General features: G+C 38.4%; 13 protein-coding genes. 9 read left to right on the forward strand and 4 right to left on the reverse strand.

What is annotated here, in order from left to right; all coding sequences use genetic code 11:
* The first annotated feature begins 644 nt into the window (after window positions 1–644).
* Together AC59HZ_RS13030 and AC59HZ_RS13035 are read left to right on the forward strand one after the other, a co-directional pair.
* On the forward strand, window positions 645–1,382 hold the full coding sequence (locus tag AC59HZ_RS13030; protein WP_496546247.1) for an SDR family NAD(P)-dependent oxidoreductase: 738 nt from the start codon (window positions 645–647) through the stop codon (window positions 1,380–1,382).
* A gap of 133 nt (window positions 1,383–1,515) precedes the next feature.
* On the forward strand, window positions 1,516–2,301 hold the full coding sequence (locus AC59HZ_RS13035; protein ID WP_496546248.1) for an SDR family oxidoreductase: 786 nt from the start codon (window positions 1,516–1,518) through the stop codon (window positions 2,299–2,301).
* 112 nt (window positions 2,302–2,413) lie between these two features.
* Here AC59HZ_RS13035 and AC59HZ_RS13040 read toward each other — a convergent pair whose 3' ends face one another.
* Window positions 2,414–2,926 carry a TQO small subunit DoxD gene (locus AC59HZ_RS13040; RefSeq protein WP_496546249.1) on the reverse strand — a complete coding sequence of 171 codons (513 nt, stop codon included), beginning with the start codon at window positions 2,924–2,926 and terminating at the stop codon, window positions 2,414–2,416.
* Between the two features lie 247 nt (window positions 2,927–3,173).
* Entirely contained in the window at window positions 3,174–5,075 is a 1,902-nt protein-coding gene (locus AC59HZ_RS13045; protein WP_496546250.1) for a BglG family transcription antiterminator, read from the reverse strand.
* 190 nt (window positions 5,076–5,265) lie between these two features.
* On the opposite strand from AC59HZ_RS13045, the gene AC59HZ_RS13050 reads away from it, so the two are divergent.
* The 4 genes from AC59HZ_RS13050 to AC59HZ_RS13065 are packed head-to-tail and all read left to right on the forward strand — an operon-like array spanning window position 5,266 to window position 8,697.
* Window positions 5,266–5,574 carry a PTS sugar transporter subunit IIB gene (locus AC59HZ_RS13050; RefSeq protein WP_496546251.1) on the forward strand — a complete coding sequence of 103 codons (309 nt, stop codon included), beginning with the start codon at window positions 5,266–5,268 and terminating at the stop codon, window positions 5,572–5,574.
* Between the two features lie 28 nt (window positions 5,575–5,602).
* On the forward strand, window positions 5,603–6,859 hold the full coding sequence (locus AC59HZ_RS13055; protein ID WP_496546252.1) for a PTS sugar transporter subunit IIC: 1,257 nt from the start codon (window positions 5,603–5,605) through the stop codon (window positions 6,857–6,859).
* A gap of 22 nt (window positions 6,860–6,881) precedes the next feature.
* Window positions 6,882–7,244 carry a PTS sugar transporter subunit IIA gene (locus AC59HZ_RS13060; protein ID WP_496546253.1) on the forward strand — a complete coding sequence of 121 codons (363 nt, stop codon included), beginning with the start codon at window positions 6,882–6,884 and terminating at the stop codon, window positions 7,242–7,244.
* The gene (locus AC59HZ_RS13065) at window positions 7,237–8,697 is read left to right on the forward strand and encodes a glycoside hydrolase family 1 protein (protein ID WP_496546254.1); all 1,461 of its coding nucleotides are present in this window, start codon (window positions 7,237–7,239) and stop codon (window positions 8,695–8,697) included. The genes AC59HZ_RS13060 and AC59HZ_RS13065 overlap by 8 nt, the downstream gene beginning before the upstream one ends.
* Before the next feature lie 262 nt (window positions 8,698–8,959).
* Here the strand turns inward: AC59HZ_RS13065 and AC59HZ_RS13070 are convergent, their stop codons facing one another.
* Together AC59HZ_RS13070 and AC59HZ_RS13075 are read right to left on the reverse strand one after the other, a co-directional pair.
* Window positions 8,960–9,676, reverse strand: a complete 717-nt coding sequence (locus AC59HZ_RS13070; protein WP_496546255.1) for a GntR family transcriptional regulator — start codon at window positions 9,674–9,676, stop codon at window positions 8,960–8,962.
* An 80-nt stretch (window positions 9,677–9,756) separates the two neighbouring features.
* A complete protein-coding gene (locus AC59HZ_RS13075) occupies window positions 9,757–10,956 on the reverse strand; it encodes an enolase C-terminal domain-like protein (RefSeq protein ID WP_496546256.1) in 1,200 nt (399 codons plus the stop codon).
* A gap of 305 nt (window positions 10,957–11,261) precedes the next feature.
* Here AC59HZ_RS13075 and AC59HZ_RS13080 point away from each other — a divergent pair, with 305 nt between their 5' ends.
* From AC59HZ_RS13080 to AC59HZ_RS13090, 3 genes are all read left to right on the forward strand, one after another.
* Window positions 11,262–12,650, forward strand: coding sequence for a PTS transporter subunit EIIC (locus AC59HZ_RS13080; RefSeq protein WP_496546257.1), 1,389 nt, complete (start codon window positions 11,262–11,264; stop codon window positions 12,648–12,650).
* Window positions 12,651–12,738: 88 nt separating this feature from the next.
* Window positions 12,739–13,383, forward strand: a complete 645-nt coding sequence (locus AC59HZ_RS13085; protein ID WP_496546258.1) for a bifunctional 4-hydroxy-2-oxoglutarate aldolase/2-dehydro-3-deoxy-phosphogluconate aldolase — start codon at window positions 12,739–12,741, stop codon at window positions 13,381–13,383.
* A 4-nt stretch (window positions 13,384–13,387) separates the two neighbouring features.
* On the forward strand, window positions 13,388–14,251 hold the full coding sequence (locus AC59HZ_RS13090) for a Cof-type HAD-IIB family hydrolase (RefSeq protein WP_496546259.1): 864 nt from the start codon (window positions 13,388–13,390) through the stop codon (window positions 14,249–14,251).
* The last annotated feature ends 4 nt before the right edge of the window (window positions 14,252–14,255 follow it).

Consider the following 14,255-nt stretch of genomic DNA (forward strand, 5'->3'; position numbering starts at 1 on the left):
TGTTGATTGGAGCGGAAGGCGCGAGACTCCTGCGGGAGTACGGGACAGGGGAGACCCCGCAGGCGCTGAAGCGCCGAGGAGGCTCCCCGAACCGCCCGCGGAAAGCGAAGCGCCTGAAGCGGAAATCAACAGACTATTTTAACACAGCCTTTTCTTAAAAAAAGACCCCAGTTAATTCATTTGTAAGTAGAGGCGCCTGACAGAGAAGCCTAAGCTGACTATTCCATAATGGAGGATGAATTGATATGGGGTCAAAACAATCTTTAAACGAACTTTATTTCAAAGTTACATCTGTTTTATAGTTTATTAGGTTATGGTTTTTATGGATTTTGTTTAATTTCTCTAATGACTTTTCTTTTTTTAAATACATCTTCTCTTTTACGAGCGCAATCATGGAGTTTAAATGTGCTTTTGTCGTTGAGGCTTCGTATTTTGTTCATTATTCATGAAAAAACCTCCCTCAATATAGACACATTTAGCATAAGTGTCTAACCAGTAGACACTTAATGATTTCTTAATGATTGTTTAATGTGAACAAAATAGTAAAATTGAATTGTGAACAACAAAGCACAGATAATAGATTTATCTATTATCTTTCTCTAGAATGTGCTAAAGAATTCTTGATACTACGAGGAGGATTTAGGATGGGAAAATTACAAGACAAAGTAGCTGTGATAACAGGTGGAGCATCTGGTATTGGGGCAGCAACAGCACGTTTATTTGTTTCAGAGGGAGCCAAAGTGGTTCTTGTTGATTTAAATGAGGAAAAAGGGAAAGCATTTGAGGCAGAGCTGAAAGCGCTTAATGCCGAAGCTCTTTTTATAAAAGCAAATATTACGAGTGAAGAAGAAGTCGTAAATATCTTTAAACAAACCGTTGAAACGTTCGGCAAAGTGGACGTAGTCTTCAACAATGCGGGTATTGGCCGTGTTCATCCTTCACATGAATTAGAGTATTCAGAATGGCGCAACACCGTAAATGTTGATTTAGATGGTGTTTTCTTAGTAGCACGTGAATCCATCCGAGAAATGTTAAAAAAAGAAGGTGGCACGATTATTAATACGGCATCTATGTACGGTTGGGTTGGATCACCAGGTTCAGCAGCCTATAACGCGGCAAAAGGCGGCGTGATTAACTTAACTCGTTCTCTTGCACTTGAATATGCAGAACAAAATATTCGTATTAACGCATTATGCCCTGGTTTTATTGACACACCAATTATTCCGGAAGAAAGCAAGCAAGTTTTAGCTGATGTCACACCGATGAAACGCCTTGGTAAAGCAGAAGAAATGGCAAAAGCAGTGTTATTCATGGCTTCTGATGATTCTTCATTCATGACTGGTAATAGTTTGATTGTGGATGGCGGCTATACTGCGCAATAATAAATCATGGGAACCAAGTAGAAAATATGACATGTCACCGGTATATATCCTTAATGTGAGATATTTTAATTACAAATAATTTTTAAAAATACACTTTAGACCTTGAAACTAAAACAAAGGGAGGAAATTTCCAATGAGTAATCGTTTTGATGGAAAAGTGGTATTAATTACAGGTGCAGGTTCTGGTTTAGGACAAGCCTCTGCCTTACAAGTAGCAAAAGAAGGAGCGAAACTTTCACTTGTTGATTTAAACGCTGCTTCATTAGAAGAAACAAAAAGCAAAGTGTTAGAAGTTGCACCAAACACAGAAATGCTGCTGATCACTGCGAATGTGGCAGATGAACAAGCAGTTGAAAACTATGTAAATGAAACAGTTGAGAAATTTGGAAAAATCGATAGTTTCTTCAACAACGCAGGGATCGAAGGAAAACAAAACCTAACAGAGGATTTTGGCATTGATGAATTTCAAAAAGTAGTTGGTGTCAATTTAAATGGTGTGTTTTATGGAATGAAACACGTTTTGAAAGTCATGAGAGAACAAGGCTTTGGCTCTATTGTTAATACTGCTTCTGTTGGAGGTATTCGCGGGGTAGGAAACCAATCTGGTTATGCAGCTAGTAAGCACGGCGTGGTAGGCTTAACTAGAAACTCTGGAATTGAATATGGTCAATACGGAATCAGCATCAAAGCCATTGCACCAGGCGCAATCATGACACCGATGGTCGAAGGTTCATTAAAACAAATGGATCCAGATAACTGGGAAGAGGTAGGAAAACAATTTGTTCAGCCAAACCCAATGAAACGTTTCGGTAAACCAGAAGAAGTGGGCTATTTAGTAGCATTCCTGCTATCTGATCAAGCCAACTTCATCAACGCAGCTGTTATTCCAATTGATGGTGGACAATCTTATAAATATTAAGAGGTGTGGAGAGAGTTCTCCCGTTTCACCTAATCTAACCGTCAATTCAATCTTTTTGAATTCTATTTAATGAAATAAACCCCCTCTCAAATGATGAGAGGGGCTATTTTCATTAGACACTTTGGGATAATTGTTCATTCCCTGCCTTCTTATTAACCAATTTTCTAAATAAAGGAGTGAACCAACGATCTAATCCAATTTTTCCAGCATTTATTCCTGCTGCAAGTATAATGATACCTATTATAGCCATTTGAGGATTTGTGCTTGTAGTTCCTGATAACATATAAGCAAAATTCATAGTAAGCGCCATTAGTATAGAAAATGATGTGAAAATTCCTAAGATTAAGCCGAGCCCTACTAAAAATTCTCCCCAAGGAACAATGACATTAAAAAGATCCACGTATGGAATTGCAACCTCTTTTAAAAAATTACCCCACCAGGGTTGCACAGCTGGATGTTCACCAGACATATTTTTAACTGCTCCGTTTAAAAAGCCGGAGGCATCGAATTTTCCACTAGAGATTTTTCCCCAGCCAGCATTTAACCACTGCCATCCAAGATAAAGTCGAAGTGCAGCAAGCAGCAGGGATACAAAACGGTTTTCCTTTAAAAATTGAATAAACATAATAATACCTCCGTAGTAAATGATAACGATTATCATTGATATTGATTATCATTATCATGCATCACGTTCTATTTAGCAATAAGTAAAAGGCACCAAAGTAATTTTCCAATTCTAGTTAATTATTCCTAAAAACATACAAAAGAGCGACTGTTCAATAAGAGCAGTCGCTTTTTTTACTGATGAGTATACATTTGGGATAAACCTAAAATACACAATGAGTAAAATGGCTGTGTGTTATGAATGTTAATTAGTAATAGGAAACAAGCAATTTAATGAAGCATTGATAATCTGCTGCCGTCACAATTTGAGCTACATTCCCTTCTTCAGTCAAGATCGTGGCTAACGAATCCATAACCTCATGGAATATTTTCCGATCGTCCTTGCTAACAGATAGAAGTAAGACTAAGTTCACGGTTAAGTCATTCCACTTAATACCCTTGGGATTTAATAAGGCGAACATTCCTGTTTGTTTCGCATTCATTTTGATTGCGTGTGGAATCGCAATCCGGCCAAAGGCTGTTGAGGACATCGCCTCCCGTTCTTTTACACTGGAAAGAAAAGAAGTATCGACATATCCTTTTTGTTCCATGATTTTGCACATCATCGTAAGGGTATCCTCTTTTGTCCCTTCAGAATGAACGATTTCAAATAATTGCTCATCCATGACGGCTTCAATATTTTTCTTGAAGGATTCCTTCCGCTTCATTTCCTTTAGCTCACTGATTTTATTGGACACTTTGTTTTGATCAATGCTTGAGAAAAAAGGATTAATCACAACATAGGGCATCTTCGGAACCGTATTCAGCTGTACGGCCGAAATGACCAAATCACTATTTAATGCATCCAAATCACTTTCATTGGTCACAATGTGTTGAATGAGCAGGTCTTCACCAAACTGTTTTGTTAACTTATCCGTCAATTGTACATTGTAATTATAGTAAAAGGGAAAAAGGATCGAGCAGACAATTTTGGAATTGGCCTGTTTTTGCATCTCTAAGGCATAGCCTAAATGAAAGGCGATGTAGGCAATTTCATCATCACCAACACTATAGCCAGTTTCTTCTTTAATCGTATACGAGACATGAACAGCACAATCATAGATCGATGGACAGTTAAGCTTAATGGTAGAAGTCAACGGATTTTTACTTGAAAAATGATTCTCCAATCGCATAAGCAAATTCTTGATATGAAGGGTGAAGCGTACTAGAAAGTCAGGATCGTCAATCACTAGATAGTAATTACTTTTTAAATCTTCGAGAATTTTTCCGACTAGATTCAAGCACCTCAATCCGGCAACGTCCTGCAAATCGGAAAGCTGTAGGTGCATGAAGTTGATACTTGTCCCGCTGCTGGAAATAAGGAGAACGAGGTCGCGGAGTTCTCCTTCGGAATACTCGAGGTTAAAATGTTGCCCTAGTTTCTCGGCAATCTCAACAGCAATTTTGTATTCCTTATCCTGACTGACCTCTCCATCTGCTTGCTTCGGATAAATAAAGCCGTTTTTCATCCGATCGATGGCGATGGCAATATGGAGGATGAGATTGGTTAACGAATAGTCATTTGTAAAATAATGATGGGTCGAAAAGACTTCCGCCACTGCAGCACGGATATAATCAATATCAAAACCCTCAAAGGATGCTTTTAACTTATCAATATCCAAAAAATTATCATTAGTCTCGCTATAAAGAATCGAGCTCATCAATTTCCGTTTGCTCTTTTCATTGCCAACGATTTGAAGCGAGTCCCCGTTGATTTTCAATTCCAAATCATGATTGGCCAAACGGAGTTTTACTCTACGCAAATCGCCTTTTAGCGTTACTTCGCTAATATATAGTTCATCACTTAAATCGTAAATATTAAGCGGAGCCTCCGCATTAACCAGACATTTTAATAGATAATCAGACCGTTCTATAGGGGTTTGGGGAATCGTTTTATTCATAGATGCTAAAAAGGGGTTTAATTTTTGCAAATCGACCTGATAACCCTTTTTAGATGAAAGGATCAAATCATGTTGCATTGAGTTAATCTCGGAAATATATGTTTTTACACTTCTTTTTGAAATACCTAGTGTACTTGCAAGCTGAGTAGATGAGGTCCAGCCATTTTGTGTGCTTAGATGACGTAGAATATTTCTGTATTTTGCATTCATAGAATTTCAGCTCCATTTTTCTTGAAATATGGATTTGCACCGTAAAATACATATATTTGCACCGTAAAAAATATTTTTTTGCACCACATTAGTGTAAACGAATATTTGAGAGGTGTCGAGATTCACTTTATAGTGGAGATAGAAACAAATGATAGCGCTATCAAATAAATGAAGAACTGAGGGGATTTAAATGAAAAAATTAAACGTACTATTAGTTTGTGGATCTGGAGCAAGTTCTGGTTTTATGGCATCGAATATTCGTAAAGCAGCGGCAAAGCGGAGCCTCGAGATTGACATTAAAGCCCGCGGTGAAGCAGAAATTGAAAACTATATTGATCAAATCGATGCCTTAATGGTGGGGCCTCATTTAGCCTATATTTTAGATGAAATCGAAGAGTATATCGGTGATGCTGATGTAAAGGTGATCCTGATGAAACCTTCCTACTATTCCACTCTTGATGGTGATGCAGCTTTAGAAGATTTATTAAAGGAATTCTAAAACTTAAGGATTCGAGGTGTATTTTCACATGCAAAAAATGATTACATGGCTGGAAAAAGATTTCTCACCTAAGATGATGAAAATTAACAATAATGTTTGGGTCACTACGTTAAAAGACTCGATCATGCAATTGCTTCCATTTATTTTATTAGGTTCTGTATTTTGTTTATTAACCATCCCGGGTGATGTCTTCCATATTAAAAACTACCCGAATTTCTGGACACTTTTCGGTTGGACCATGGGTCTGTTATCTCTATTAATTTCTTTCTTAATTCCATTTAACTTAATGGAAAAGAAACGTTTGCGTAAACAACGTTTTATCGCAGGTTGTTCAGGCCTTATTACTTTCTTAATTATTATTACTCCACAAGTCATTGCGGATAAAGCTGTTGGCTTCAGCCATGAATCGTTGGGTGCAGGTGGTATGTTTGTAGCGATTGTTGCGGGCGTATTTACTGGTTTCATCATGGGGCTTTTTGGAAAGTTCTCCTTCTTTAAAGAAGAGTCCGTCATTCCTGACTTTGTCCGTGCCTGGTTTGATGCCATGCTGCCTATTGCAGTTGTAATAGTTACCACTTGGTTGGTAGTCGATATCGCAGGATTCGATTTATACAACACGATTCAGAAATTATTCAAACCGTTAGGAAACATAATGGAATCACCCTGGGGCTTCCCACTTTTGACCTTTATTACCTGTTTCTTATACACATTAGGTATTTCCACTTGGGTGCTGACTCCAATAACGAAGCCGATTTGGTTAGCGGCCATTACCGCTAATGCTACTGCTGGAGCACACTATCTTGTTACATCTGAAACTCTCTTTTCAGCCTATTTGTTCGTTGGTGGTATCGGTACAACATTGCCATTGGTTTTGATGATGGCTTTCTCAAAGAATGCGAAACTGAAAGCGTTGGGACGAGCTAGTATTACTCCTGGGATTTTTAACATCAATGAACCGATTGTTTTTGGGGCGATTGCTTGGAATCCTATCATGATGCTGCCTATGTGGATCATCTCGATTATTTTACCAATCATCATTTGGATTGGAACAAAAGTCATTCACTTTGCTCCCATTCCAAAAATCGTCTTTGATTTATGGTATGTGCCTTTCCCAATCTCGACTTGGATCACAACAGGGACTATTAGCGGCATAATTTTAATGCTCATCTGTGTGACGGTAGCGACTCTTATTTGGTACCCATTCTTTAAAGTGTATGAAAAACAAGAAATGGCTAACGAAACAAAAGAGGTAAAAACCACTGCCAAATTAAAAGAAGCGAAATAATGATTTTAAGGAGATTTTAAAAATGATAGATGAGAAAACAGCTCAGAATTCAATGCAAATTATTCTTCATGCCGGCGATGCACGCACCCATTGCATGAATGCTTTAAAAGCGATTGAAAATAGTGATTTTGAAATTGCGAAAGCGGAAATGAAGCGAGCGAATGATGAAATCGTCAAAGCCCATCGTATTCAAACAAATGCCATTTCAGAGGAAACACAAGGGGAAAACGGCGAATACTCTGTACTGTTTGCCCATGCCCAGGATACGTTAATGACGATTTATAGTGAAATTAACATTGCCAAACGAATGATCAAGATATTCGAAGCCTATGACGCGCGTTTAGCGAAATTAGAAAAACTGGAAAGGGTGAATGAACTTGAATAGAGTACCTGCAGGTTTCCCAAAGGACTTTTTATGGGGCGGCGCTATCGCCGCCAATCAGGCAGAAGGCGCATATGACCAGAATGGTAAAGGCTTGAGTGTAGCCGATATTAATGAATTCCGTAATGATATTCCGATTGAGAAAAAGTCAAACAAAGAAATTGACTCTCAATACATCAAAGATGCTTTAAATAGCACAGATCGCGTGTTCCCAAAACGTTGGGGCATTGACTTCTTTCATACGTATAAAGAAGATTTGAGACTATTAGCTGAAATGGGCTTGAAAACATTTAGAACATCTGTTGCCTGGTCACGGATCTTCCCGAACGGCGATGAGCTGGAGCCAAATGAAGAAGGCTTGAAGTTCTACGATGATTTATTTGATGAAATCATCAAAAACGGCATGGTGCCGATGATTACAATATCACACTATGAAATGCCTTTACAATTAACAACGGCTTATAAGGGCTGGTATTCTCGAGAATTGATTGAATTCTTCACTCGTTTTTGTAACGTATTATTTGATCGTTACCACGAAAAAGTGAAACATTGGATCATCATTAACCAAATTAACTTAATCGTACATGAATCGTTTAACCATTTAGGGATTGCTGAAGATAAGGTCGATAATCTTTTGGAAGCAAAATATCAAGGTGTGCACAATGAAATGGTGGCTTGCGGCTACGCAACGAAATACGCTCATGAAAACTATCCTGATTTACAGATCGGCATGATGTTATGCGGCGGCCCAGCTTATCCAGCCACTCCAAAACCCGAAGACGTACTAGCTACGGTTCGTCATAACCAGATGGAATACTTCTTTGCCGATGTATTGCTGCGCGGGTATTATCCTGGTTATGCATTCCGATATTTTGATGATATTGGTATCAACATAGAGTTTGGCGAGGGCGATGAGGAAGCTCTGAAAAACACGGCTGACTTTATGTCCTTCTCTTATTACTATACTCGCATTTGCGATGCTGAAAGTTATGCAAATGGTAATGAAGACTACCGCAATCCACAATTGGATGCCAATCCTTGGGGCTGGTCTATTGATCCAGTTGGGCTTAGAACCTACCTGAACTTGTTCTATGACCGTTATCAGTGCCCAATCTACATCACCGAAAATGGTGTTGGCTATTATGACGAATTGGAAAATGGCGAAATTCACGACTCTTATCGGATTGAATACTACCGCGCACACATTGAACAAATGAAAGAAGCGATCAAAGACGGTGTTGACCTTCGCGGTTACTACGCTTGGGGACCTATCGATATTATCAGCTGTTCATCTTCTGAAATGTCCAAACGCTACGGTTTTATCTATGTGGATCAAGATGATTATGGCAATGGCAGCAAGAAAAGAATATTAAAAGACAGCTATAATTGGTATAAAAAAGTTATTAAGACTAATGGTGAAGACTTAAGTATATTAATTTGTGAAAGCAAGCATTAGTCCAGAATTGGTTGCTGGAGCAGGAAACAGGGTGTCCCAAAAGCATGACTTTTAAGGGATACCCCTTTTTTGTACATAAAAAAATAAGAAAATCGTTCCCTTATCGATTGTGCTAAGCGAGCCGTATTTAATGAGAAAAGGTTCCTAAAAATAGGAACCTTTTTTGGAAATGTATCAATTAGTCAATGTTACTTAATGGTAATTTTTGTAGTCAAACCAATGCACGACTTACTCAATACGTCGAATCATAATACAAATAGTATTAATTCTTTCTGTACTTATGACTATAAGGGTTAAATGGTGTAAAATAGGAAACGGAATAATCTAAATTAATAATTTCACTGTATTCAAACACTTTGCTGTTTTGTAGAATCCCTCTATTGACGATCTTCATTGCCGCAGTACCCTTCTTGCAATTGAGGAGCTCAGCATCTTCTTTACTGACATTTACGGCACTATATGTTGTGATGAAGTGAGATATTTGGTAATCGTTTTGTTGTACATAATCATGTACGGAGCTTGTTACTACTGCTTCATTTAAATCTGGAAAATAGGAATAGGGTAATCTGGTCGTTTCAATTTGTACTTTTTGATAATCGACAATCCTAACCCGTTTGTACTCCCATAACTTTGCATTTTGCCCGTTGATATCAAAGATTTTTTCTAATGCTGCATCAGCGGTGATCTTTTTTATATAGATCATCTTAGATTCAATTTCTTTAAATTTTTTTTCAGTTAATGAATTATAAATTAATGGACTTTTATATTTTGTATCACTTACAAAAATTCCTGAACCTTGGATGATTTTGATACATCCAATATTGACGAGTTTTTTCAATGCTTCCCGAATGGTATATCGTGAAACGTCATATTGCTTCGCAAGATCCCTTTCAGTAGGCATTTTTTCTCCAGCTTTGTATTTATTTTGATAAACCTTACTTAGGATATCATCTGCAATGAAATCTCTTTTTTTCATCATGATTACCTCAGGGATGTTTTTAACAACATTCTATATAATAAAAACCCTCTTAAGCAATATACTAGAGAGGGTTTGTTTAATTATGGTGTATGAATTGAACCATTTGGAATACGTGCTTGAGTCCATTCATGCTTTCTATATCTCACTGGATATTCTTTGGCCATGTCTTCATTAAAATCAACGCCAATACCAACTCTCTCAATTGGATATATATATCCATCCACTACTTCAACTGAATGAGGGAACATTTTCTTCGTTGTTTCATCGGGTTCCTGGATCTCTTGAATCGCTGCATTATGAAGATGAATATTTAAATGAGTATTGACAGCTACACCAATTGGAGTCATGTCAGATGGGCCATGCCACGCTATTCGGACACCGAAATTTTCGCAAAGTGCTGCGAGCTTCAGGGCAGGTGTGATACCGCCAATCTGGGAAACATGGCAGCGAATATAATCAATTTGCCGATTGACAATCAGATTTTTCCACTCCATTGGGTTATTAAACAGTTCACCAATGGCGATAGGTGTTGTACATTGTGTTCTCAACTGAGACAGCCATTCGGTTTGATCCGGAGGCAAGATATCCTCGAGGAAGAATAGCTTATATGGTTCCAGATCTTTGGCCAATTGAAGTGCCTGATTAGGAAACAGTCTTTCATGGACATCGTGCAAGAAATGAATGGAATAGCCATACTTTTCTCGTAAAGCTTTAAACATATATACAACATCTTTCATATAGATGTCCGGATCGAAATATTCACCCTCACTAATATGTGTGGTTAAGTGCATATCATGATTTTTGCCGCCATATTTCCCTAATTGGCAGCGGATATGGCGGAATCCTCGTTCCATTAGCGTATCCACATTATGAAAAAGTTCCTCGAGCGTAAGCCCGTCCGCATGGCCATATGCCGCAATCGCGTTTTTGGACTTTCCACCAAGCAATTGGTAAAGTGGCATGTTTGCTAGCTTTGCCTTGATATCCCATAAAGCCATATCGATACCTGCAATGGCATTATTAATAACCGGGCCATTTCTCCAATAGGAATTGACCATCATTAATTGCCATAAATCTTCTATATGGTTTGCATCACGATCAATTAAAAGAGGCTTTAAATATTCATCAATAATGGTTTGAACAGCTAATGGACGCTGCTGAAAAGTGGCACATCCATATCCGAAAATGCCTTTATTTGTTTCTATTTTGACAACAATAAGATTATGTCGATGTGGATTCGTCACAAATGATTTTATATCTGTAATAATGGTGGGTTCCAACTTTGATTCTCCTTCTCTCTGCATTCAATTGTGTCAAATCAAAGTGATTTATAATTAGATTTAAACACAGTAAATTTGCAGCGTCAATTTGGTCAGAAAGGTTAGTGAAATAAAGCAATTTACCGTACCAATTTATAATAAAATTCCGTGAAAAGCTTTGGAATGAAAAGGCTTCCGTGATTTTTTTGGTTGTTTTTAACCGTTTTCAATAATTTTTTCCTTATGCTATTATGAGCGTGTCAAATCAAAGTGCAATATAGAAAGTCTAATTGGAACAAGATTCAATATAAGGGAGATGAAACGGAGTGAAAGAAAAGGAAACGGTCAAAAAAATCATAGAGTACGTGGGAGGGAAAGAAAATATAAAGAAAGCTTGGCATTGTATGACAAGGCTTCGCTTCGATTTATATGATGAGTCTTTAATCTCACATGATCAAATAAAGAAATTGGATGCCGTTATCGGGGAGCAATTACAAAGCGATCAATATCAAATCATCATCGGGACAAATGTACAAAAATATTACTCTGTTTTGTCAGAGGAATTGGGAATCGATGAAGAAGAACTCGATGACAAGGGAGATAATAAGAAAAAAGGACCTTTCGGACGATTATTGGATGTTGTATCCGGCGTTTTCGGACCAATCGTTCCAGCCATCGCCGGAGCAGGTATGATTAAAGGTCTTATCGCCGGGTTAATTGCCTTAAAAGTTTTATCAGCTGAAACCGATACGGTAAAAATGCTTGACTTGATTTCAAGCGGCGTGTTTTACTTCCTGCCATTTTTCCTGGCTGCATCTGCAGCAAAAATCTTTAAAGTCAATCAATACCTTGCCATCGCGATTGCAGGCGGCTTTATGTATCCGACCTTAATCGACGCTGCTAAACTGGGCAAGATCCATTCCTTTGACTTTTTTGGTTTGCCAATTCCTGTTTATAATTATGCTAGTGCGGTTATACCGGTTATCTTGTCAGTATGGGCATTAAGCTATATTTATAAGTGGGTTGACAGATTTATGCCAAACCTGTTGAGAACGGTATTTACCCCTACTTTAACATTGTTTATTGCAATCCCTTTTTCATTATTGGTAACAGGTCCATTGGGTGAATATGTAGGTAAAGGTATAGGCTTTATTGTTCAATCCTTATTTGATATTTCTCCAATCTTGGCAGGAGTTGTCATGGGCGGATTCAGACCGATTGAAATTGTTTTTGGCGTGCACCATGCTATCACACCAATTGCACTTCAGAACTTCGCCGATAAAGGGTATGACATGTTAATGCCAATGATGTTTATGACCAATATGTCCATTGCCGGCGCCACTTTTGCAATGGTTTTCAAAACCAACAGCAAAGCGGAAAAATCAGTCATTTTTTCTGCGGCTCTTTCAGCTATTCTCGGTATCACAGAACCAGCCTTATTCGGGGTACTGATTAAGAATAAAAAAGCGTTTATCGCATGTTCAATCGGCAGTGCAGTGGCTTCCACCTTCTTTGCTACAATGGGAGTTCGAATTTACGGATATATTCTTTCAAGTATTGTAAGTTTGGTTGCCTATGTCGGACCTTATTTCCCATATGCTTTAATCGGAATTGCCATCGCAATCGGCGGTTCATTTGCCCTCACTTATGTGATTGTTAAAAAAAATCGCAATAGCGAAATAAACAACGTTCAAACTATCAGAAAAATTGGATAAATCTAACAAAAAAGAAAGTGCTTGATTGCCTAATGGCAGTCGAGCCTTTCCTTTTGAATGGACTAAAAAATAAAAACAGGTGATCAATTTGAAAAAAGTATCGATTCTAAACAAATTAATAAACAGCGGAGTAATTGCGGTTATTCGGGCAGATTCTAAAACGGAGGCTTTGAGTATAACTGATGCCCTTGTTAAAGGGGGCATTACCGCACTGGAATTGACCTTTACCGTGCCGCTGGCAGAAATCGCCGTTCAAGAGATAAAGAATAAGTATGCAGACCATCAGGATATTGTAATAGGTGCAGGGACTGTATTGGATGCAGTTACGGCAAGAATTGCGATCATGGCAGGTGCAGACTATATTGTAAGTCCATACTTTGAAGACGAAACAGCTAAATTGTGCAATTTATATCAGATTCCCTATTTACCGGGATGCATGACATTGAACGAAATCGCAACAGCTTTAAAAGCGGGTGTCGATATCATCAAACTATTCCCGGGAAGTGCTTTGGGATCGGAATTTGTGAGTGCTGTTAAAGCGCCGATGCCACAGGTGAATATCATGCCCACTGGCGGCGTGAACTTAGAAAACATGGAAAAATGGTTTGCTAAGGGATGCTCTGCTGTCGGCGTTGGCGGCAATCTAATCGCACCGGCCAAAAGCGGCGATTTTGACAAAATTACTACTCTAGCAGAAAAATATATAGAGAAACTTAACGCAATCAGAAAGTAAGAGGGTGAATGTTATCAAACTTATTGCAATCGATTTAGATGGTACATTATTGTCTTTGGAAAATAACATTACAAATGAGAATCTTCAGGCGCTCCAAAAGGCGCAAAACGAGGGGCACATTATTATGATCTGCTCGGGCCGCGCCCCTGAGGATATCGAACAAATTCTAAAAAAATGTGATATTTCCTGTCCCATTGCCGGAAGCAATGGAACGCTTGTACAAGCAGAAGGAAAGCTTTTAGCCAATGTTTCTATGAATATGGAAAACGTTGCACAAATAGCAGACAAATTAGATGAGAAGAGGATTCCTTATCGCGTCTACACAAGTAAGGGAATCTTTGTACCTTCCGATTGGTCAGAACGAGTGGCTCTTACTCTCGAAGGAAAAAGAATCGAAGGGATGTCGGATGACCTTTATAAACGGATCACTGAACAGCCGCAGAAATCGGATCTCCTCAATTATTTTGATGATTATCAAGAATTAATGGACAGGAACGACTTATCGGTTCAAAAATTCTTTGTGCCCATCTTTGATGGAGAGAAAAAAACGGAGTTAACCGCCTATCTCAATGGAATTTCAGGGATCGTTACCACTTCTTCAGGTCCCTGGAACCTTGAAATCATGGATCAAAACGGTAATAAAGGTAATGCACTCAAAATGGTTGCGGAATACTTTGGTATTCCATTGGCAGATACCGTGGCCATTGGTGACAACTTTAATGATGTTCCTATGCTTGAAGCAGCCGGATTATCGATTGCCATGGGGAATGCTGATCCTACAGTAAAAGAGCTCTGCGATTCTGTAACACTGTCGAATGCTGAAAATGGAGTGGCTTATGCATTTGAACATTTTATACTTAACCGGTAAGGAG

The organism is Neobacillus sp. DZ-9 (assembly GCF_059587065.1).